Annotated in this window: 17 protein-coding genes; 3 read left to right on the plus strand and 14 right to left on the minus strand. The window is 47.0% G+C overall.

All coding sequences use genetic code 11. The features are described 5' to 3' along the window. Positions 1 to 80: 80 nt before the first annotated feature. The 13 genes from NST83_RS13770 to leuC all read right to left on the minus strand — a co-directional run bounded on the left by NST83_RS13770 (position 81) and on the right by leuC (position 17,989). Positions 81 to 542 (minus strand): GNAT family N-acetyltransferase, encoded by a 462-nt coding sequence (locus NST83_RS13770; protein ID WP_342414619.1) that lies wholly within the window; start codon positions 540 to 542, stop codon positions 81 to 83. Then, positions 535 to 1,719: a formate-dependent phosphoribosylglycinamide formyltransferase gene (gene purT / locus NST83_RS13775; protein WP_342414620.1), complete on the minus strand. Its 1,185-nt coding sequence runs from the start codon at positions 1,717 to 1,719 to the stop codon at positions 535 to 537. The genes NST83_RS13770 and purT overlap by 8 nt, the downstream gene beginning before the upstream one ends. A 129-nt stretch (positions 1,720 to 1,848) precedes the next feature. After that, positions 1,849 to 3,687 (minus strand): ABC transporter ATP-binding protein, encoded by a 1,839-nt coding sequence (locus NST83_RS13780; RefSeq protein ID WP_342414621.1) that lies wholly within the window; start codon positions 3,685 to 3,687, stop codon positions 1,849 to 1,851. Continuing rightward, entirely contained in the window at positions 3,684 to 5,459 is a 1,776-nt protein-coding gene (locus tag NST83_RS13785) for an ABC transporter ATP-binding protein (protein ID WP_342414622.1), read from the minus strand. The genes NST83_RS13780 and NST83_RS13785 overlap by 4 nt, the downstream gene beginning before the upstream one ends. 344 nt (positions 5,460 to 5,803) lie before the next feature. Beyond that, positions 5,804 to 9,469: a dynamin family protein gene (locus NST83_RS13790; protein ID WP_342417956.1), complete on the minus strand. Its 3,666-nt coding sequence runs from the start codon at positions 9,467 to 9,469 to the stop codon at positions 5,804 to 5,806. A gap of 314 nt (positions 9,470 to 9,783) precedes the next feature. Next, entirely contained in the window at positions 9,784 to 10,329 is a 546-nt protein-coding gene (locus NST83_RS13795) for a glutathione peroxidase (RefSeq protein ID WP_342414623.1), read from the minus strand. A gap of 103 nt (positions 10,330 to 10,432) precedes the next feature. After that, positions 10,433 to 10,705, minus strand: a complete 273-nt coding sequence (locus NST83_RS13800) for an NAD/NADP transhydrogenase alpha subunit (protein WP_137063382.1) — start codon at positions 10,703 to 10,705, stop codon at positions 10,433 to 10,435. 57 nt (positions 10,706 to 10,762) lie between these two features. Beyond that, complete coding sequence (gene nth, locus NST83_RS13805; RefSeq protein ID WP_342414624.1) at positions 10,763 to 11,437, minus strand: endonuclease III; 675 nt, start codon at positions 11,435 to 11,437, stop codon at positions 10,763 to 10,765. Between the two features lie 211 nt (positions 11,438 to 11,648). Continuing rightward, positions 11,649 to 12,299, minus strand: coding sequence for a GerMN domain-containing protein (locus NST83_RS13810; RefSeq protein WP_137063384.1), 651 nt, complete (start codon positions 12,297 to 12,299; stop codon positions 11,649 to 11,651). 45 nt (positions 12,300 to 12,344) lie between these two features. Next, a complete protein-coding gene (locus NST83_RS13815; RefSeq protein WP_342414625.1) occupies positions 12,345 to 13,844 on the minus strand; it encodes an N-acetylmuramoyl-L-alanine amidase family protein in 1,500 nt (499 codons plus the stop codon). A gap of 294 nt (positions 13,845 to 14,138) precedes the next feature. After that, the gene (locus tag NST83_RS13820; protein WP_342414626.1) at positions 14,139 to 15,716 is read right to left on the minus strand and encodes an N-acetylmuramoyl-L-alanine amidase family protein; all 1,578 of its coding nucleotides are present in this window, start codon (positions 15,714 to 15,716) and stop codon (positions 14,139 to 14,141) included. A gap of 224 nt (positions 15,717 to 15,940) precedes the next feature. Further along, complete coding sequence (gene leuD / locus NST83_RS13825; protein ID WP_342414627.1) at positions 15,941 to 16,543, minus strand: 3-isopropylmalate dehydratase small subunit; 603 nt, start codon at positions 16,541 to 16,543, stop codon at positions 15,941 to 15,943. 21 nt (positions 16,544 to 16,564) lie between these two features. After that, positions 16,565 to 17,989, minus strand: coding sequence for a 3-isopropylmalate dehydratase large subunit (gene leuC / locus NST83_RS13830; protein WP_342414628.1), 1,425 nt, complete (start codon positions 17,987 to 17,989; stop codon positions 16,565 to 16,567). Positions 17,990 to 18,390: 401 nt separating this feature from the next. On the opposite strand from leuC, the gene NST83_RS13835 reads away from it, so the two are divergent. Next, positions 18,391 to 19,347 carry a copper amine oxidase N-terminal domain-containing protein gene (locus NST83_RS13835; protein ID WP_342414629.1) on the plus strand — a complete coding sequence of 319 codons (957 nt, stop codon included), beginning with the start codon at positions 18,391 to 18,393 and terminating at the stop codon, positions 19,345 to 19,347. Positions 19,348 to 19,673: 326 nt separating this feature from the next. Here the strand turns inward: NST83_RS13835 and NST83_RS13840 are convergent, their stop codons facing one another. Continuing rightward, positions 19,674 to 20,045, minus strand: coding sequence for a hypothetical protein (locus NST83_RS13840; protein WP_342414630.1), 372 nt, complete (start codon positions 20,043 to 20,045; stop codon positions 19,674 to 19,676). Between the two features lie 390 nt (positions 20,046 to 20,435). On the opposite strand from NST83_RS13840, the gene NST83_RS13845 reads away from it, so the two are divergent. Next, on the plus strand, positions 20,436 to 21,416 hold the full coding sequence (locus tag NST83_RS13845; RefSeq protein WP_342414631.1) for an aldo/keto reductase: 981 nt from the start codon (positions 20,436 to 20,438) through the stop codon (positions 21,414 to 21,416). Between the two features lie 98 nt (positions 21,417 to 21,514). Beyond that, positions 21,515 to 21,901, plus strand: a complete 387-nt coding sequence (locus NST83_RS13850; protein ID WP_342414632.1) for a MerR family transcriptional regulator — start codon at positions 21,515 to 21,517, stop codon at positions 21,899 to 21,901. Positions 21,902 to 21,909 lie beyond the last annotated feature (8 nt).

Consider the following 21,909-nt stretch of genomic DNA (forward strand, 5'->3'; position numbering starts at 1 on the left):
AGCCCCGCTCGGCAATGGCCTAAACAGGACTGATCTATGGTAATGAGGCTCTGAATATAATCCGGGCTTATACAGGACTATTATTTAAGCTTTTTGCTAAAACGGTAGCCTTGCTTTTCAAAGCCGATTCGGTTGTAGAATGCATGTGCCTCTATTTGTTTGAGGCGGTTATTCGCTCCGGTAATGAACAAATGGAGACTTCCTTGCTCACGTCCCCACTCCTCACCACAGGCCACCAGGCGCTTGCCGATGCCCTCGCCGCGATACTCCTTGCTCACGACCAGCATGGTGATTTGTACGGCAGGATCAGGATAAGCCAAGCTTTGAGCCGTATGCATGCCGATTACGCCGACAACACGACCATCCATTTCTGCAACCATCATATTGGCTTGACAGTCCTCCTGCGTAGTTCCCATAACTTCTTTCATCACACCACAAGTCATCGGATATCCGACTTCTCTTAGCAGTCCTGTTACGGCTTCGCAATCGCCAAGCTCTACGGAACGAATTGTCAGTACTGGAATCATCACATTGTTAGACATGATTTACCTCCACTTTCAGCTTATTGGCAGCTTCTTTGGCCGTCTTCCGTGCTGTTTCCACATCTCCCGCAGCGCTAAGCGCTACAGCCATCCGGCGTCCCGGCTTGGTTTCAGGCTTCCCGAACACTCGCACCTGTGTCCGAGGTAGCAATAATGCATCATGCAGACCTCCGATTAGAAAATCCCGTGTAGCCTGTTCTGCCTTCAAGGTAGCCGAAGCCCCAGGGGTTAGCAGTGTAACCGACGGTATCGGGAATCCGAGAATGGCCCGCACATGAAGCGCAAATTCCGACAAATCCTGCGTAATCATCGTTACCATTCCCGTATCATGCGGACGGGGGGATACTTCACTGAATACGACGCCATCAGCCGTTAAAAACAGCTCTACGCCAAACAATCCGTAACCACCCAGTTCATTCGTAATCGTACGGGCAATGTCCTCCGCGTCCGAGAGCTGCTTGTCCGTCATGCCATGAGGCTGCCATGATTCGACATAATCCCCATCCTTTTGAATGTGGCCAATCGGTGGGCAAAAAGTCGTACCCGATACCGATCTGACAGTCAATAACGTAATTTCACTCTCAAACGGAACAAAGGCTTCAACAATGACACGTGTTGTTTTGGCACGTGCGCCTTCCAGCGCCGTATTCCAGCAGGATTCCGCATCTTCGGGTGTCCGGCATACAGACTGCCCTTTACCCGATGAACTCATCAAGGGCTTGACTACGCATGGCGTGCCCAACTCATGAACCGCTGACCGCAACTGCTCAAAATCATCTGCAAAGCGGTAGGCGGCGGTCGGAAGCTGCAACTTCTCAGCAGCAAGCCTGCGAATGCCTTCCCGGTCCATCGTAAGACGGGCGGCCCGGGCCGTTGGAACTACGTGAAATCCCTCTTGCTCCAATTCTTCCAAAGCACCCGTAGCAATAGCTTCGATTTCAGGTACAATTATGTCGGGCTTTTCCTTGCGAATCAGTACCTTCAACGCCTCAGCATCCTGCATATCCAAACAATAAGAACGATGAGCCACCTGCATTGCTGGAGCCAGTTCATAGCGGTCTACAGCAATACATTCCACGCCAAGCCGCTGAGCTTCAATAATGACTTCTTTTCCCAATTCGCCGCTACCCAGCAGCAGCATTTTTTTAGCCCCGGCAGAAAAAGGAGCACCCCACATCTTGAACTCTTCCCCCTCTGAAGATATTGCTCTGATCTCTTTTCATCTTTATTTTCAGGGTTTAGCTCCAAGAATGCAATAGCGCTCCGCATTTAAATTTACAAAAATCGCGATTTTTTGATCTTTTTTTTACAAAAATCTGAACTGTGCTTCCACCAGCCCCCGATAAATTCCATGTTTTTTCATCAATTGTTCATGATTCCCACCTTCTTGGATCTGCCCATGATCCAGCACGACGATATGATCGGCATTCCGAATGGTGGACAAACGGTGAGCAACCATGAAGGAGGTTCTGCCTTCCAGCAACACCTGAAGAGCCTCCTGAATTTTTAGCTCTGTTTCCGTATCTATACTGGCTGTGGCTTCATCCAAAATGAGAATTCGTGGATTAGCCAGCAAAGCGCGGGCAAAGGATAATAGCTGGCGCTGGCCCATGGACAGCATACCGCCCCGCTCCTCTACCTCTGTTTCATAGCCGCCCGGCAAATGAACGATGAATTCATGAGCATTGACTGCCCTGGCAGCGGCTTCAATCTCCTCATCCGTTGCATCCAGTCGGCCGAATCGAATATTATCGCGGATCGTACCTGAAAAAATAAATGTATCCTGTAATACGATGCTAATTTGACTACGCAAGCTCTCCACCGTTATATCACGCACATCATGGCCGTCAATCGTAAGTCGCCCTGATGTAATGTCATAAAATCGGCTGAGCAGGTTAATGATTGTGCTTTTACCAGATCCGGTATGCCCGACAAGCGCAATGGATTGACCCGCCTCGACAGAGAGATTAATGCCTTTAAGCGCCTGACGCCCCTTTTCATATTCAAAAACAACTTCTTCAAAATGGATATCGCCTCGAATGGGCGGCAGGTCTTGGGCTCCCGGCTTATTCGCAATATTCGGCTGTTCATCCATAAACTCAAAAATTCTTTCCGATGAAGCCATCGCAACCAGCAACTGATTGTACATTTGGCCCAGTCGATTAATCGGGTCCCAAAAGTTCCCGACATAGTTGGCAAATGCAACCAGCAGACCTACCGTAAGCTGATCCGTCTGAATCAGATGTGCCCCGAACCAGAACAGCACAAGCGTACCCAAGCCTCCGGTAATATCAATGAGCGGGCCGAAGACCTGATTCATGGCCGATGCTTTATCCCAAGACCGTTTGCTGGAGCTGTTCATGTTATCGAAATAAGTCATATTTTCCTGCTCCTGCGTGTATGCCTGTGTCACACGGATACCCTGAATGGACTCATTCAGATGAGAGTTGATACGGGAATTCTTCATGCGTACTTCCTGCCAAGCACGGCGGATGCGCACACGCAGCTTGGTAGAGATTAAAAACATGATTGGAACAGTCACAATGACCGCCAGACCCAGCTTCCAGTTAATCAGCAGCAAAATGACGATGATTCCAGTGAGCTGTACACAGTCAATCAGAACGTTCACCGCACCATTCGTAAATAGATCCTGAAGCGAGTTGATGTCATTCGTAACGCGTACCAATACAGATCCAGCCGGTCTTTTATCAAAAAAGTTGAAAGAAAGCTTCTGAATATGCTTGAACAGATCCTCACGCAGATCGTAAATGACACGTTGACCGATAATATTGGTGAATTTAATGCGGTACGTACTGGCTGCCCATTGAATTAAATATAGCAACAGCACTGCTCCGGTTATGAGCAGCAGTAATTTTACACTCGGCAGTGCAGGCCCTGTGGGAGCAATCGCCTTGTCAATGGCCAGACTGATCAGATAGGGAACGGTCAGCTTGGTGATGGTACCTAGAATCATCATGACCAGTAGTATCGGCAGGATCTGCCGGGCGTAAGGCTTCATGTATGCGAGCAATCGTTTGAATTCGGACCAGTTAAACGGTTTGTCTATGACATCATCATCCTGGTACACAAATCGCTCATTCATTTGTTTTTGAAGCGTTTTGGCTTTTTCAGCGGGTACATTCATGGTCTCACCTGCCTTTGGGATACACCGTCAGGAGTCTGGGGTATGTAGTCGGCGTATTGAATATGATACACATCCTGATACGGACCTGGGGTGGCAATGAGCTGTTCATGCGTCCCTCGCTGGGCTATCCACCCTTCCTCCAGCACTACAATTTCATTAGCATGACGAAGTGAAGAAATACGGTGAGCAATAATAAAGGTCGTCCGTCCCCGCATAACCTCTTGAAAACCGGTCTGGATTTCATGCTCCGTCTCCATATCGACTGCGCTGGTCGCATCATCAAGCACCAGAATTTTCGGATTTTTGAGTAATGCGCGCGCGATGGCAATCCGTTGCTTTTGCCCGCCGGACAGCCCCAGTCCCCGTTCACCGACGACTGTGTCATAACCCAATGGCAGCTCGGTAATAAATTCATGCGCCTGAGCCAGCTTGGATACGCGTATAATGTCATCCATACTGACATGGCTTAGTCCATAAGCAATGTTGTTACGGATGGAAGATGAGAACAGGAACGTCTCCTGGAACACGGAAGATATTTGAGCACGTAAATCACGGATTTTCAAATGGCGTATATCCGTTCCATCCAGCTTGATGCTGCCTGCGTTCACATTGTAAGCACGCATAAGCAGTTGAATAATGGTGGATTTACCAGATCCGGTTCCTCCCAAAATTCCGATGACTGATCCCGGGGGCGCATCCAGGTTAATGTCAACGACAGCGGGCAGCTTATTCCCGTAAGCAAAAGTGACATGCTCAAAGGTAACATGGCCCTCCACCTGATCAGCATCGAGCGTCAGAGCATCAGCTTCATCGGTAACATCCACCGGTTGATTCAGTAGCTCTAAGACCCGTTCACCGGAAGCTTTGGACTGGGTATAGTTATTGATATGGAAGCCAATGTTCCAGATGGGGCCGATAATGTACCAAATTAAGCTAAAAAAGGCGACAAGCTGCCCCAGGGTCAGCGACTTCTCAATAACCAGATAGCCCCCCATGCCCAGCAGAAGAACTACACTGACCGAAGCAATCAGCTCCATAGCGGGGAAGAAACGGCTCCACAGGGAAGCAGCTTGGATCTGATTACTTTTGTACTGCTCATTTCGTACTGAAAATTTTTCAACCTCATATGATTCGCGGGCAAAAGATTTAACAGTGCGCACACCTGTTATATTTTCCTGCACCGCTGTCGTCAAGGCGCTGAGCGCAATCCGCATTTCCTGAAAGGTGGGGTGAATTCGGGATTCGAACTTAAACGTGACGAAGAGTAGCAAAGGCATGCTGATCATCGTAATGAGGGTGAGCTGCCAGTTGATATACAGCATCATCATAGCTCCAAATACGACCATCAGTATCACATTGAGGAGTTGGGCAAAACCAAACCCGATGAAGTTGCGAATCGCCTCCAGATCACCCGTCAAACGGGACATGAGATCCCCCGTTTTGGCAGTGTCATAATATCTGAAGGACAAAAATTGCAGCTTTTCATAACAAGCATTGCGGAGTCGATACGCCAGATAGTTACCCAGCCGTCCACCAAAAAATCCGTGTAAAAATTGCATAAAGCCTTTGACGATCACGACTCCCAGTACAGTTAGAGCCAGCGCGGGAACTTTCCCGAAGTCACCGGGGATGATAGCGTTATCAATTAGCCTTTGGAGCAGGTTTGGATACACCAGTCCCAGGGCCGTCGCTATCGCAAGGCATAGAATGGAAAGAAACAGATAATGTCTCCTCTCACGAAAAAAGCCCTGCAATTGCCTGAGCACTTCCATGTCAATGTCCCTCCATTAGTTGCACGACGTTGTTATATGGCTTAGTGAAGTTTACCATTCGCATTCCAAGGCGGCAAAGAGGATAACTGACCGTTTTCAGGCAGGTTCGCAATTGGCGGGTGATTAGACAAATTAAATCGCTTTCTTATTATTGAATATGGCTAATTACTCGGTATTGCTGTCTTTTTGGAGCATGCGTAAAACACCGGATTGTCCCGCAACCCGGTGTCTAATGAAAGATATGCTTGTTCATGAAGCGACTGTAGCCCGCAATCTGGACGGAATGCTTATTAGGTGGCTGATTAGCGTATTTGAAAAAATGATCTTAGTCTACACGCAAAGAATTACGTTAGCGATTCTTCCAGCTCCAAGGCGGCGATCCGACTGGCAAGCTCTTCCCAAACCTGTGGCTGCTCACCACCCGTAAGTGCATGCTCCATACCGCGAATCGTCTCCAGCATCTGCTCCCGAAGCTGAGCCGTCTGCCACGTTTGTTCCTCCTGCACCAATGTAATGTAAAAAGAGGACATTCGTTCCCGTTGTTGCTCTACAGCTTCCCCGATTCGCTCACGCAGCACCGGCTCCAGTGTGGTTTGCAGACCCGCACGGCCAGATCCTTCAAAAAATAGCTTTGGATTTTTAAAGCTGTTCCAATATTCTTTCCAATGAACGGACTCCTGCAAGGAAATTTCAATCAGTTCGGGAACAGCCCATTCTCTGGGTTCGGGAATCGTGCAATCCAGTCCTTCCAGCTGATGGTTCATGTCCTCTACGCACCGCTGTATAGCCTTGCGTACCAAGCTTTGTCCCGTTTTTTCCAGCCTCAGCGTAGTTGCCAGCAATTCTTGTGACAGTTCCAGTTCGATCAGGCGCATCAGCTCACGGCCACAAGAAGCAAATGCTGAACGAAGATCGCCCACACCTTCCCGCAGGACAGACGGATGAAACGCCTCTGCCATAAACTCTCCAGTCCGATAAGCCAGCCGTTGACGTACGTGAAACAACAGTTCATCGGTTTCCCCAGACAACACGGCTGCACCACTGCTATTAGACAGGCTCAGTAATATTTGCTCCAGTTCCTCGCGGATATGGGTTAATCGCTCCAACCGTCCTTCGCGTTCCTCCACGCTATATCTGGCATCTGCGGCGTGCTGCACTATCCGGCTTCGCAGCCGACCCAACTCCTGCATGGCGGAAGCGATGGACAGTCCGGCCAGCTCTTCGGCTGAAAATGCTGAAAAATCATTTTCAAACGCATCAAAACGTGAAACGGCACGCAGCGAACTCTCTCCTTGCTCTGCTGCTTCCAGCGCCAGCATACTAGACAGCGGATAAATACGCGGCTTACGAATCCCGTTCGCTTGCAGTTGCTCCTGCACATGCCGCGTTACAGATTGAAGCTCTTCTTCGGACGAAGCAAGGTCCGCTGCATTGACGATAAAAAAGGTCTGATCCAGCGCTAATGTCTCTTTCACCCGGCCCAATTGGTTCAAAAATTGACGGTCTCCTTGGGTAAACGCGTGATTATAGTACGTGACAAATACAAGAGCGTCCGCATGCTTCATATAATTGAAGGTCACACCTGTGTGACGCGCATTGACTGAATCCGCTCCAGGCGTATCCACAAGTACAATCCCCTGACGGGTCAGAGGACAGTCATAATAAAGGTCAATATGCTCCACAAAGCATGACTTATGCTCAGACGCGACAAAATCCCGATATTGGTCCAGATTTACTTGAAGCTGCTGGCCCAGCAAACGTTCAGCTTCTCCCCATCCAGCGGCGGCAGCCTTCAAAAAGCTGTAGTGGGGCCGTCCGGCAGGGTGAATGCCTTCCGGGGATAACGCATGTATGGCATCCTGCCATCCCTCTACACCGGGCTCTCCCAGTCCTAACAGCCGAAACGAGTATTTAAGGTCTTCCCGCAAAGCGTCCACTGATTTCATATGGACGTCGGCGGTGGCATGGCGCTCCTGGCTTGCGGGCGCCATAATCCGGTTAATTGCCGCTGTCGTCGGATGCGGCGATACGGGCAACACCGCTTCGCCCAGCAAAGCGTTGGCGAAGCTGGACTTCCCGGCGCTGAACGCTCCGAACAGCGCCAGCGTGAACCGCCCGCCTTCCAGCGCAGCGGCGCGGGCGTGCAAATCCCGTACTGCCGCTTGCATGGCAGGGTACGGGCTCAGCAATGCAGCGGCGGCCTGCAAGCGGGACGCTGCTGCATCCAGCCGCGTGCGGCGGCCTCCGGCAGCGGGCGGCGCTGCCGCCGTGCCCGCAAGCGGCTGCGCCGCTGCGGCGTGTGCGCCAGCGGCGACAGTACGCGCAGCGCCCGCTGGCGTGGCCGAAGCCGCAGCGATGGTTTCCGCCGCAGGCGCTGGCGCAGCCGCCCGGGGCAACGCACCGGGTGCGACGGCACGCGGCAGCAGGCTGCGCAGCGCGGTGGCGTGCGCAGCCGAGGCGCTTAGGCGGGCGCGATAACGGCCTGCCGCGTCCGCCTGCGCCAGCAGCTCGGTGCGCGCGTACGCCAGCGCCGCGCGGCGTGCTTCGGCCTGCGCAGCTAGCTGCACCAGCAGGCGGTCTGCCAGCGCCAGCGCCTTGCGGCGGCAATCTGCCGTAACGGCGCTGCGCAGATCCTTGCAATAGTTCAGCGTATACCCCGGCGACAACGCGGTTTCCTTCACCGTCTGCTCAATCAGTCTCCGATCCGTCACAGGACGAATTTCGTCCAGCTCCTGCTCCATCGCAGCCGACCACAAACCATGCCCATCCCCCCAGGAACGCAGCAGCTCTCGCACATGAGGAAGCAACTGCCCCTCCACCTGATCAGCCAGCATACCAGTCAGTCGTTCTAATCGGTTTTCCTTCTCCCGCTCCGTCTTGCCTCCGGCAAACCATAGCCCGGCCTTGAAGCCCGGCTTGCGGCTCTCCAAATATTCCCCCGCCGCCTCACGCAGCTCCGCAGGTGTCAAATGAGCATGCTCCAGTACATGATCCAGCTCTTGTCGCAGCCGTTTATGCTCCTGATCTGGTAGTATATTCCAGAGTTTATCCTCTTGCTGCAAATCTTCCAGTTCCATATCCAGACGCGAAATGACTTCCTCCCCGCCTGCCTCTTCCAACAACGTATTCAGTTCCTCTTCCTCGGCAGCCTCCACATGTTGATCCGCCAAATGGCGCATGGAGGAAACCAAACTGTACGACAATAGCTCTGTTTTTCGCTCAAACAGTGCTTTGATCAGCAACGGCAGCTCTTCCCATTGGTTCCAGGGATGGCTTTCCTCTTTCAAGGAGGTGAACAGTATATCCGTGTAATGAACCTGCCAAGCATGGAAGCTGGCCTCCACCTCACTACGATAGCGTGTAAATGAAAGCTCTCGTTCTCGATGCTTATCTATTTGATTAATAATCAAATATAATGGCTTGCCCCAATCTGACAGGCTTTTGGCAAAGGACAAATTATTTTCCGATTGAACATGGTTATAATCCATCACATAAAAAACAATATCCGCCCAGTGCAAAGCAGAATGTGTCGCCAGCGCATGGCCGTGGTCCGTAGAATCGACACCAGGTGTATCCAGCAGCACCCCTCCGCCAGCTAACATCGGGACATCCTCCCATACCTGAACCGATTCATAAGCTCCGCCATTTTTACAATATTCAGCCAGTTCGGACAGAGAGGTTTCCAGCACCTCAGGCTCCGGGTTTTCTGATGTTTTGGCCGGATGAATTAGCGCTCTCGAACGTCCGTAGCGGATGGACACCACATTAGCACTCGTAGGAACTGGCCCAGAAGGCAGCACTGTTTTGCCGCACAGACTGTTAATCAAGCTCGATTTCCCTGCGGAAAAATGCCCACAAAATGCTATGGTCAGTTCCTCTGCACCCGCCTTCTCCAGCAAGTCAGCTACGGCTTTCGCTCCTTCCTCATCCCCGGCTGTGCGCAAAAAATTCCGTAGCTGTTCTATCGTATTCAATTCTTCCTGAGCATTCCCTGTAATCGTTTGCATCATAAACAATAATTCCACTCCTTGTCCCTTAGCTGCCTCAAATAGCTTTATTGTAGCATTCCTTAGACGCTGTGAGAATCATCACAGTTAAGGATTTTGCAAAAATCCACAAATCGCCGTGACATCAGTAATATATGTATCGAATTGATTTTATTCGTCTATACATTACACCTTGGAGCGGCTGAATCTAATTTTGTAAAATCCTGAATTAAAAAGATGTTAAAAAAAGGCGCTCCCCGCCATGTACATGACTTTGGGAAACCGCCTTTTTATCAATAATACCAATAAGTTCATCTCATTCTGTCCAAAACTGATCTTTACAGCAACGCTTCAATATCCTCTTCCATATCCAGAGGATCGGTCGTCGCCTCAAAGCGTTTGACCACTTTCCCGTTCCGATCAATCAGGAATTTTGTGAAATTCCATTTGATCGAATCTCCAGCCAAGTATTCAGGATGACGCTCATGAATTAAAGGAATAAGTATTTTGGCAACCGAATGCGTTTCATCAAAGCCCTCAAAGGGCAACGACGAGGCAAGATATGTAAACAACGGGTGAGCATGCTTATCACGTACATCCACCTTTTGGAACATAGGGAACGCAACACCATAATTCAGGGTACAAAATGTATGCACGTTGTCATTGGAATCCGGCTCCTGATCGGCAAACTGATTACACGGAAAGCCGAGAATCACCAAACCTCTATCCTTATAGTGATCGTACAAACGCTGCAAATCCTGATATTGAAATGTAAACCCGCACTGGCTGGCCGTATTTACAATCAACACCACTTTATCTTTAAAATCTCTAAGGGCGATTTGCTTGCCGTTCATTGCAACGGCTGAATAATCATAAATGCTCATTTAAGAATAACTCCTCTGTAAGTTATACACCATGCGCCCCCAGGCTGGTTAGACCAGCCGAGCCGCCTACGGCGGAACATGCAAGCATGTCCGCTAATTAAACTTAATTTGTTGCCGTCTCAAGCACTGGCAGCAAAATTTCGAATACTTGACCATGCTGCAAAATCGTAATTCCGCGGGATTTATCCTTCATTACGACTACTTCCGACTTTTGGGACATACGCTCCAGATAATACTCAGGTACATCACCAGAATGGCTAACCGTGATTCCTTCAAGCTCGCGCTCTTCGTTTTCAGCAAACTCCGATGTTACGATTTGCTCAAAAATATCGGAAAAAGCCTCAAAATTGTCTGTATATACCGAAATGCATTTCATACTCTTCATCCTTTTCTACATATAAATGGTTAAACCCTCGTAATCTCTGCGGGGTCTTTAAGCTCTACGTTCCTTATCTTTCCTGATCCGGGACGTTTTCATACGTTTCTTGCCTTCCCTGCATACATCGAGCAACGGACATACCTGACATTGGGGGTTTTGCGCTTTGCAGTGATAGCGGCCGAAAAAAATGAGCCTGTGATGGGTCAAGGACCATTCGTCCCTAGGTACCCTTTTCATCAGCTTTTTTTCCACCTCTAGCACTGAATCGTCCCATCCCGCAAAGCCCAGTCGTTTGGAAACACGCTCTACATGCGTATCTACCGCAATGGCTGGTACATTAAAAGCGGTGGATACAACGACATTAGCCGTCTTGCGCCCAACACCGGGTAGCTTGACCAACTCATCATGCTCAGACGGTATTTCTCCCCCGTACTGGTCTATCAATAAAAGGCACAGGTTATGAATATGCTTAGCCTTGTTCCGGTACAAGCCGATTCTACGGATATCCTGCTCCAGTTCTTCAATGGGAACAGCCAAATAATCCTCGGGTGTCTTGTATTTTTGAAACAGGTCTGCCGTTACTTTATTCACCATCTGATCGGAGCATTGAGCGGACAATAACACAGCAATCGTTAATTCAAAAGCATTGTCATGGTTCAACTCACAATGGGCATCCGGAAACATCGTACCGATGGTGTCCAATATATGACGTGCGGTTGCTGCATTCACGGAATCCTACCTCCTACCAAAAAAAACGTCTTGATACGGGATAGCCCGCATCAAGACGGTCACTCTAAATAATCATCCGGAAAGAAACGAATACTATTTGTGCATGACTGCCTGCATAGGCGAGAAATACACTCCTATATTAACATTAACTGTCACAGATTGCACGTGAAAAGTGTGTAATTCCCAAGAAATTTTCATACAGTCTGATCTGTTAACGGTTCATCGGATGATCCAGGTCTACATGTCCCATTAAGGATTCCAGGGATTGACCATCTACAAGCAAATCCAGTGTTTTGACTTCCTTGAACTGGAACATCGTTTTCTTCAAAGCGTCGATAGCCAATTCCTCGCCGCCTGCACCCAGACGAGCCTCATCAGGCAAGGAAATATCAAGCGTCAATGCTCCATTGTCCAATTTGATTTTATGCACAGAGATTTTGTCAGACCATAAAGGTATCAGTGCAGAATTCCCACTCTTTTGCAGAGCTTCAAACGCCTTTTGGAATTTTTCCAGCTCGCTTGGGTAGGTAATTTCCTTTTTCTGTTCCTTCAAGCCTGTCTCTTGTGTATCGGTGTAGTACACCGTGATCTGTTGAGTTTGGCGGTCTCCTGATTTTACCGTATCCGTCTTGGTGTTTGTAGGCTCGGTTGACGTGGATGCAGGTGTTTGACTCGCTCCGTTATTTTCAGCAGACTGAGTCGATGAATCAGGGGCCGTTTGTTCTGGTGTGCTATTTTGCGCCGCAGACGTTTTCGTTTCCTGAGATGGAGCAGCAGGAGCGGCTGTCTCCTTGGAGGCGCAGCCTGCACCTGCAATAGCAAATAGTGCCAGCAGACCTGCGATTACAATTTTCTTGTTCATATGTCCCCCTCCTTGCTTGACGTTGGCAAGCGATTTGTTGAAGATTTATTTTACACCAAGATACTCTGTGATGCCATCTGCAATCCCTTGAGCTACCCGGTTTTGGAAATCTTCATCAAACAGTGTGGCTTCCTCTTTCGCATTACTGAGATATCCTACCTCAAGCAAAACAGCAGGCATCGTCGTTTCCCGAATGACATGGAAATTTCCATAACGAATGCCCCGATCTGTCAAACCTGTCGCTGGTGCAAAGTACTTATGCATGACGTCCGCAAACGCTTTGCTTGCACTACGCTGGTAATACGTCTCTGTACCGTTGGAAGCCGAGCTGCCGCTGCTGTTAGCGTGAATGGACACGAATACGTTGGCATTGAGATTTTCAGCCACTTTAACGCGCTGTTTAAGCTCCAAAAACGTATCATCGCTGCGTGTCAACACAACCTCAAGATTAGGGTTCTGCTTCAAAATGCTTTCTACTTTCAGAGCCATAGCCAAGTTGAAGGTCTTTTCGTAATTTTTTCTCGAAATCCCAACGGCTCCGGAATCCTTCGCTCCATGACCGGCATCAATAACAACGACTTTTTTGCCATTGCTATTAACTGGTGAGGTCTGTGTATCATCCGGCTGTGAACCATCTGGTAAGGTAGCGTCAGTTGTTGTATTCACTGAATCCTCCGATGCCAGATCGACGATAACTCGATTCGAGCCGTCATTGTATGCGGTATAATTCATGGCATGCTTCAGATCAATAACAACGCGAACCGTTGAAGGTTCCTTTTGAAATAAAGCATAACGGATACCAGATACATCTGCTTCATTTTGAATATCCAGTGAACCATTCAGGCTGCTGTCCAGCTTTTGCTGAGCCCCAAAGTTGTCAGCAAACGCCGTAGCGGGCAAATCCACAACTACTCGATCAGGAGCAGTCATTGTAAATGCTTGTGGCTTCACTGCATCCGTAGTCGTAATAGTTAAGCGGTTTTGACTGAAACTGACTCCCTGTACCTGGATGACACCTGAACTGGCATTATTCGTTGGTACAGTTACACTTCCTGTACCTGTGCTGCTATTCCCGGATTTAGGAGGAGTAAATTCCCCGTTTCCCGACCCGCTACTACGGGTATATAATTTTACGGACTTGGAGCTACTGTCCCATTTTACGTCCAGTCCCATTTGCTCGCCGATAAAGCGAAGCGGTACAAGGGCATAATTGGAACGCAGCAGAGGCGAAGCATCCAGACTAATGTCGCTTCCATTGACAGTCGCCGTCTTGCTTCCGATTATCATTCGGATCGAGGTACTGTCCTTCTCAATCGTTATGGTTCGCGCCTGCTGCTTCCATGTCACGTCATAACCTAAATTTTCAGAAATTACGCGTAGCGGAACCATTGTACTTCCGCCAATCACTTGTGCCTTAGCACCGCTCGGGACACTTAACTGTTGATCATCGAGATAGATTTGTGTTCCACTCGAAGCCGCATGTCCATAACCCGGAACCGCCCACATGAAGACAAATAATAACAACAAAAAACCAAATTTCTTCATTCGTCACCCTTCCATTCATAATTTTTTTGCCACATGCTCCGGTGCGGCGACCTGATATACGCGCTTATGTAATATCAGACAACCCATTAGACGTTATTCCACACCAAAAGTTGCGAATATATTCCATCATAACAGAAATATACGTGCCAAAGAACTAGTTTTGTCGAATTTTAGCTAAAATTATAGTTCATTCGCTTTGCGGCTAAAGTCATTGCCCGATTACAAAAAAAGCTGCTTCCTCCCTAAACATAGCTAGGGACGAAAAGCAGCTTTTCTCATTTAAAATTCTCAAAATTATAAGTTGATAGAATCACTCGTGTCGTTGACCGTCACAGTCCCCAGATATTCCTTTAGACCGTCCACAATCCCTTCCGCAATCCTTTCCTGTGTTTCTTCCGAGAACATGGCTGCTTCATCAGACAGATTGCTAAGGTAGCCACATTCCAGCAACACGGCTGGCATTTGGGCCTTTCTCGTCACGATATGATTCGCCACCTTAATCCCGTTATCCTTAAATCCGGTAGCTGCTACAAGATGCTTATGCATCGTTGTTGCCAGTCCCAGACTTTCCTGACGTGCATAGTAGGTTTCAGAACCGTTGGCTTTTCCTTTATTGGAGGCCAGCATACTGTTTCCATGGATCGAAACAAACACACGCGCCTGCTGTTCGTTTGCTAGTTGGGGGCGTTCATCCAGCGTAGGATACGTATCTCCATCGCGGGTCATGACTACCTGAATATCAGGATCATTTTGCAAGAGCTGCTTGACCTTTAACCCTACAGCCAGTGCAAACTCCTTTTCGTGTCTTCCAGTGATACTGCCTGCTCCAGGGTCTTTGCCACCATGCCCTGGATCAATGACGACTATTTTCCGTCCGCCGCTGTTGGTTGGTGTCACAACCTGATCAACACTGCGCTCACGCAATTGGAGTGTGATTTTACCTGTGCCGTTAGTTGAAAGCTCGTAATCACGTACCTGGTTTAAAGCAATTACAATGCGGACGCCGCCCTTTTGTCCATCGGCGGGAGCAAACCTAACTTCCTGCACGTCTTCTCTGTCAATATTATCCAGAACTCGTAATCCATCGCTACGAAGCGGAAACTGCTGAGAAAGCTCCGACGTAAGCACAGCTTCTGCCAGATCTACAACAATACGGTCAGGTCCTGTCATCTTGGTCACTTTGGGCGTTATATCCCTGTTCAATGAAATCTGTAATGCTTCATCCTGAAAGGTAATGTTTTGCACCTGTAGGGTATTTGCTTGTAGCTGTTCTGAATCCTGCTGCTTGGATGATGCGAGTCCATCCTGTGTAAGCTTGTCTGATCCAGTCAGCTTTGTAGTCGTTGTTGTCGCCGTAGACGTTTTTTGTGTACTCGTGATCTGTGTCTGCGCTTGTGATGATTTTTGGGATTGAGACTGTTTTTCTGTCTGCTGGGCTGTCACTTTTTGACTAAGATTTACGGATTTATTTTTATTATTCCAATCTACCTTCAACCCCATTTGCTCCCCGACAAAACGTAACGGAACCATGGTGGAGTTACCACGTAGCACAGGAGGTGCATCCAAATTGACCGTTTTTCCATTCACATCAGCCGATGTACGACCCACATACATAGACATATCCGTGCTGTTTTTTTGGATTGAGATTTTATAGGCTTGTGGTTCCCATTTAAATTGATATCCAAGCTGTTCACCAACCACTCGAAGCGGAACCATGACTTTTCCATTGACCATTTCAGGCTTGGCATCTGCGGGTGCTTCTATTCTTTTTCCATCTAAAAATAAATCTGCTCCAGCAGCATTCACATGAGAAGAGAACGGCCACAACCAAATCAAGACAGCCGCCAGTATCAACCAACCATATTTCTTCATCCTCATTCCCCTAACTTAGATATGTATTTTTTGTGCTATTGCATAGGGATAGTCCTTTAGCCATTTTACATTACCATACCATGCTGAATCGAACCGTCAACCCCTTATTTACCAATTTATCTTATGAACATGACAAAAGCCCGCAGGCAAAAGAATTGCCAGTACGGGCTTTTTGTCCAACAAACCAGTTCACTTTATCCCTACAAACTCATACCGATTTGGAATTATGCGCCTTGCTTGGCAGCACGCTTCTGTTCATAAGCCAGAATTTCAGCCTCATGCTGGAGCGTCAAGCCAATGTCATCCAAACCTTGCAGCAAAAATTGACGGCGATGCTCATCCAGATCAAAATCAATATGCAGACCATAATCGTCGCTAATTGTTTTTTCATTCAGGTCTACGTTCAATTCGTAGTTATCATGCTTCGCTGTGCGTTGAAACAGCTCCTCTACTTGCTCCTCAGACAGCTTGATGGGCAAAATACCATTTTTAAAACAGTTATTATAGAAGATATCCGCATAAGACGGTGCGATTACGCAGTGAAATCCATAGTCCATGATCGCCCACGGCGCATGCTCACGGGAGGAGCCGCAGCCAAAGTTGGCGCGAGAAATCAGCACAGATGCCCCTGCATAGCGAGGCTTGTTCGGTTCAAATTCAGGATTGATATTTCCCTCTTCATCAAAACGCCACTCGTAAAACAGAAACTGTCCAAAACCTGTGCGCTCGATTCTTTTTAAAAACTGCTTGGGGATAATAGCATCTGTATCTACGTTCACCCGATCCACAGGCGCTACGATTCCTTTTAATGTTGTGAATGCTTCCATCGTAAATTCCTCCTCTGTATTCTAGTGGACTACTGCTTCCCGCTTGAATTTCCAGTCCCGTACATCGACAAAATGCCCATGAATCGCCGCAGCGGCTGCCATTGCCGGAGATACGAGGTGAGTCCGTCCTCCACGCCCCTGACGTCCTTCAAAGTTACGGTTGGAGGTCGACGCACAGCGCTGTCCCGGTTGAAGCACGTCTGGATTCATCGCAAGGCACATGCTGCATCCTGCTTCACGCCACTCAAAGCCTGCTTCCTTGAAAATGACGTCCAGTCCTTCTTCCTCGGCCTGAATTTTCACACGGCCTGAGCCTGGTACGACGATTGCTGTTACCCTGTCGGATACCTGGTAGCCCTTGGCAACCTCAGCCGCAGCACGCAGATCTTCAATCCGTCCATTTGTGCATGAACCGATAAACACATAATCAATAGCAATATCTGTGATCGGTGTGCCTGGCTTCAAATCCATATATTCAAGCGCTTTTTCAGCAGCTTTACGTTCGTTTTCTGTCGGCAATTCTGCCGGAATCGGTACGGTAGCGGAAATATCTGTACCCATGCCTGGGCTAGTCCCCCAGGTTACTTGTGGAATAAGAGAATCCACATCAAACTCCAGCACAACGTCAAACTCAGCACCCTCATCTGTTACAAGCTCTTTCCACTCGGCAACTGCCTGCTCGAAAGCAGCTCCCTGCGCTACATGCTCACGACCACGCAAGTAGCTAAAGGTTGTTTCGTCCGGTGCAATCATACCGGCTCTGGCTCCGCCTTCAATGGACATGTTGCACACGGTCATGCGCTCTTCCATGCTCAATTCGCGGATGGATTCACCTGTATACTCGATAACATAACCGGTAGCGAAATCCGTGCCGTATTTGGCGATGACACCCAAAATCATATCCTTTGCTGTCACACCCGGCTTGCGGCGACCCACAAAGCGAACTTCCATTGTTTTTGCTTTTGCTTGCTGGAGACATTGCGTTGCCATTACATGCTCTACTTCGCTGGTTCCGATACCAAAAGCGAGCGCTCCGAACGCGCCATGAGTGGAGGTGTGGCTGTCACCGCAAACAATGGTTTTACCCGGATGAGTCAGACCAAGCTCCGGCCCCATAACGTGAACGACACCTTGATCAATCGTATCCAAATCATACAGTGTGACACCGAAATCACGACAATTTTGAGTCAATGTATCAATCTGCTGTTTGGAAATCGGGTCCTTAATATTGTAACGATCCTTCGTTGGCACGTTATGGTCCATTGTCGCAAACGTAAGCTCTGGACGACGCACCTTGCGTCCGCTCAGACGAAGCCCCTCAAACGCCTGCGGCGAGGTTACCTCATGTACCAAGTGAAGGTCAATATACAAAATACTTGGCTTTCCCTCTTCTTGATAGATGACATGGTTATCCCAAATTTTCTCGAACATGGTCTTTTTGCTCATCAACATTCACCCCTATGTTTTTCGAACCTAGTGTAGAGAAGGCTGTACGGCTTTCTCTTGGATGTCAACAATATACCACGGCATGCTTGATTGATCCAAGATATGATATCTATAGAAGTGATAGGTTAAGGCTATAAGGTGGAATAAGGCCACAAGATTACTCCTCATCATATGAAACTAGGTATTTAGTTCTAGGATAAATATCTCATAAGTATTTCCCAGCGGACAGCTTCACTTTACTTCTGCTTGTGTTTTAAGGTGACAACGCTACGTACAAATTACAATAGAAACATATGTTCCGTTCAATAAATTTGCAGATAGAAAAATATTCCTAGGTCTGATAGACTACTTATAAAATGAGCATTTGCAAATTCATGAAATACCAGAAAGAGGAGATTATTATGAAGCGCCTTCTTGTCCTATTATTCATTTGTGTGGTCTATTTTGGAACGATTCCAACAATACATGCGAACTCGTCGAATTATCGTATTTTTTTGGATGGAAAGATTGTGACGCTCCAATCTGCCCCTCGCATGGAAAGTAATACCCTGATGATTCCAGCTGTTCCGCTGTTAAAAAAATTAGGCTACACAGCTGCGGTAGATCCCGATATTTCTGATCGAGTAACAATAACAAATTCAAATAACACGATTACCTTTGTCGTGGGTGATAAAAATATGTATATCAACGGAAAAGAAATTCGTATGCCTGTTAGGTCTAAATCATACAATGGAGTAACTTACCTTCCTCTGCGCGCCATTTCTCAGGCGCTTGGGAGACCGTTTGGCAGTAACGCAACAGAACAGTACGCATGGATTGGAGTTGCACCAAATAAAAACCAAAACACCCCTCCAGAATTGCAAGGGAAAGATTTTAGAAATGCTGTATGGGGTATGACAGTTCAGCAAATTAAAAGGTCTGAAACACTGCCCCTCATTAATGCAGTCACTGAATTGGATGATTATGGTATGAGTAATATGTACTATACTTATTTGGACTACAAAGGTGAATACAACGGGTACAAAGCAGTTTACACTTATATCCTATCCGGGAATAATAAAAACAGCACTAAACTGATTGACGGACAGATTTTATTTCCTGAAAAATTTAGTAACATGCAAAACTATATAGATCGTTTCTTTAAAATTAGTTCTAAAATGCAATTGGCATACGGTACGCCAGTTGAAAAGGAGCGACCACGAGGAAGAGATCAGAGTAAATGGGCCGAAGACCTGTCTTTAGGTAATCTCTCTTTAACCGATTACTACAATGTCGGTCGAAATTCTTATTATATCCGATTGTACAAAAGTATGAATTCTGAATATCCTCAATTGGATATTTTGGTGTCTCAAAGATAATATTAATTCCTGAGAATCAGCACGACAGTGTAATTGATTTTATCAAGTACTTCGAAGATCGCTATAGAACTGACTAGACAAAAAGCTCTGCCGACCCATTAAGGTTAGCAGAGCTTTTTTTGTTCCTATCCGTTTAGTATCCTCCAATGGTATCGTGAAGCTGAATACTATGGTGCTGGTTAGAAGCATGATTAGGTCCATTCACGATAAACAGAAAGCTAGCTGCGACGATCAGAAGAACCCATTTTCTCAACATTGTTTATCCAGATCTTATCAATAATATTTACGTACAGGATTTGAATTTAACATGAATAAAACAGTAGTTACTACCAATAACAAAATAATCTTTCTCTTTTTCCTTCACTCACTAAACTTTCGTACTTCACATGAGCCTTAACGTCTGCAAACTTTTTAAATTGTTCAAATAATGCTATACACCTAATAAAAAAAGTTTCTTTATTAATGGCTAATGATTTAGATAAAACGTCTAGCAAGTATTCGAAGCCTTGTGAGTATCTTCCTTTATTCAAGTAATATTTGGCCAGTTCAAATTCAAAACGCGTTGATTGTTCTGGTACTACTTGTTTAGCATACATGTCAGGAGATAGCTGTCCCTGTTGCACAAAAGAGTCAATAACCGTTTCAAAACGTTTAAGTACATCACTCACATCTAACTGATATCGGTTAGCCGCAAGCATTACGTTCAACAGCTTAGTAAAAATTAACCATATGTCAATATACTATGCAACCAATATAATATTCAATTTTTGGCATGAAACAAAACAAAAAACACTCTCCGCTAACCTTTGCTGTCAACGGAGAGTGTGATTCTCTATATTTTTTTCTCAGTTTCCTCAATACCCCGTATTTGACAAAAACATTACGCTATACACGATGATGTTAACCTCTGGGTTCGTAGACCATTTTGTCAACAGATCGACCGATTTTTAATGCACTGCATAGTAAAAAAATCGCTTGACTTGGAGTTAACTCCAAATGTAATAATATCGGATGTAAGTAGGTGAAGAGTAATCCGGAGTAAACTACATTTGAAGGAAACAATACCTAGGAAAGTGAGGAACAATCAAATGGAATATGTGAAACTTGGAAATACCGGCTTGGATGTATCCCGGCTTTGTCTTGGCTGTATGGGCTTTGGTGTTGCAGAGCGGTGGATTCATCCATGGATACTCGATGAAGAGCGCAGTCGTCCAATTATAAAAAAGGCCCTGGAGCTTGGTATCAATTTTTTTGATACTGCGAATGTATATTCAGACGGAACAAGCGAGGAAATTGTTGGGCGTGCTTTAAAGGATTATGCGAATCGAGATGAAATTGTCCTCGCGACGAAGGTTCATTTCCGTATGCATCAAGGTCCAAACGGTGCGGGACTTTCCCGAAAGGCAATCATGAGTGAAATAGATAAAAGCCTTAAGAGACTGGGAACAGATTATGTGGATCTGTACCAAATTCACCGCTGGGATTATAATACTCCCATCGAAGAGACGATGGAAGCATTACATGATGTTGTGAAGGCCGGGAAGGCAAGATATATTGGTGCTTCTGCCATGTACGCATGGCAGTTTCTGAAGGCGTTACATGTAGCTGAGAAAAATGGATGGACCCGGTTTGTATCGATGCAGAATCATTTAAACCTCTTATATCGTGAAGAGGAGCGGGAGATGCTGCCGCTTTGTAAGGAAGAAAAAATCGGTGTGGTCCCATACAGCCCTCTTGCAGGAGGAAGATTGACGCGTGATGCGCAGGAAACAACACATCGTTCCGAAACCGATCAAGTTGCGAAATCTAAATATGATGCGACTGCACATACTGATCGATTGATCGTGGATCAGGTTGCGGCAATCGCAGAACAACGTGGAGTTCCCCGTGTCCAAATCGCACTTGCCTGGTTGCTGCAGAAAGAACCGGTAACAGCTCCCATTATCGGTGCTACGAAAACGACTCATCTCGAAGATGCGGCAGCTGCGCTCTCGATTACGTTAACACCTGAAGAAATTGCGTTACTGGAGGAACCGTATGTTCCTCATCCGGTAATTGGAGCCCAGTAAATTTTGATGCGATTACAGTTTTGATATAAGAAACGACAAGAACGCCCTGTCCATTTATATGGGGCGTTCTTTTGCGGAAATTGGGAGGTGAAATCTGCATGCTGATCGCAGAAGTAAGTAAAAAATTTGATCTGTCACAGGATACACTCCGCTATTATGAACGCATCGGACTTATTCCACGTGTGAACCGCAATAAAAGCGGAATCAGGGATTATACGGAAGAAGACTGCAGGTGGGTTGAATACATCAAATGTATGCGAGCCGTAGGACTTCCAGTTGAAATTTTGATTGAGTATGTTGGGTTGTTTCAACAGGGTGATGAAACCATGGATGCTAGAAAAGAACTGCTAATCGAGCAACGTAAGCAGCTTATAACAAGAATGGAAGACATGAAGAACGTGTTGGAACGCATGGATTATAAAATTGCAAGATATGAACAGACAATAGTTGAAAAAGAAAAAAAACTAAATAGACCACAAGATTAGTTTTGTGA

It is taken from the genome of Paenibacillus sp. FSL R10-2782 (genome assembly GCF_038592985.1).
In the GTDB taxonomy this organism is placed as follows: Bacteria; Bacillota; Bacilli; order Paenibacillales; family Paenibacillaceae; genus Paenibacillus; species Paenibacillus terrae_C.

Coding starts and splice junctions, on each gene's coding strand:
- NST83_RS13770 (WP_342414619.1), bottom strand. CDS start 542: ATGTCTAACAATGTGATGATTCCAGTACTGACAATTCGTTCCGTAGAG.
- purT (WP_342414620.1), bottom strand. CDS start 1,719: ATGTGGGGTGCTCCTTTTTCTGCCGGGGCTAAAAAAATGCTGCTGCTG.
- NST83_RS13780 (WP_342414621.1), bottom strand. CDS start 3,687: ATGAATGTACCCGCTGAAAAAGCCAAAACGCTTCAAAAACAAATGAAT.
- NST83_RS13785 (WP_342414622.1), bottom strand. CDS start 5,459: ATGGAAGTGCTCAGGCAATTGCAGGGCTTTTTTCGTGAGAGGAGACAT.
- NST83_RS13790 (WP_342417956.1), bottom strand. CDS start 9,469: ATGATGCAAACGATTACAGGGAATGCTCAGGAAGAATTGAATACGATA.
- NST83_RS13795 (WP_342414623.1), bottom strand. CDS start 10,329: ATGAGCATTTATGATTATTCAGCCGTTGCAATGAACGGCAAGCAAATC.
- NST83_RS13800 (WP_137063382.1), bottom strand. CDS start 10,705: ATGAAATGCATTTCGGTATATACAGACAATTTTGAGGCTTTTTCCGAT.
- NST83_RS13810 (WP_137063384.1), bottom strand. CDS start 12,299: ATGAACAAGAAAATTGTAATCGCAGGTCTGCTGGCACTATTTGCTATT.
- NST83_RS13815 (WP_342414625.1), bottom strand. CDS start 13,844: ATGAAGAAATTTGGTTTTTTGTTGTTATTATTTGTCTTCATGTGGGCG.
- NST83_RS13820 (WP_342414626.1), bottom strand. CDS start 15,716: ATGAAGAAATATGGTTGGTTGATACTGGCGGCTGTCTTGATTTGGTTG.
- leuD (WP_342414627.1), bottom strand. CDS start 16,543: ATGGAAGCATTCACAACATTAAAAGGAATCGTAGCGCCTGTGGATCGG.
- leuC (WP_342414628.1), bottom strand. CDS start 17,989: ATGAGCAAAAAGACCATGTTCGAGAAAATTTGGGATAACCATGTCATC.
- NST83_RS13835 (WP_342414629.1), top strand. CDS start 18,391: ATGAAGCGCCTTCTTGTCCTATTATTCATTTGTGTGGTCTATTTTGGA.
- NST83_RS13840 (WP_342414630.1), bottom strand. CDS start 20,045: ATGCTTGCGGCTAACCGATATCAGTTAGATGTGAGTGATGTACTTAAA.
- NST83_RS13845 (WP_342414631.1), top strand. CDS start 20,436: ATGGAATATGTGAAACTTGGAAATACCGGCTTGGATGTATCCCGGCTT.
- NST83_RS13850 (WP_342414632.1), top strand. CDS start 21,515: ATGCTGATCGCAGAAGTAAGTAAAAAATTTGATCTGTCACAGGATACA.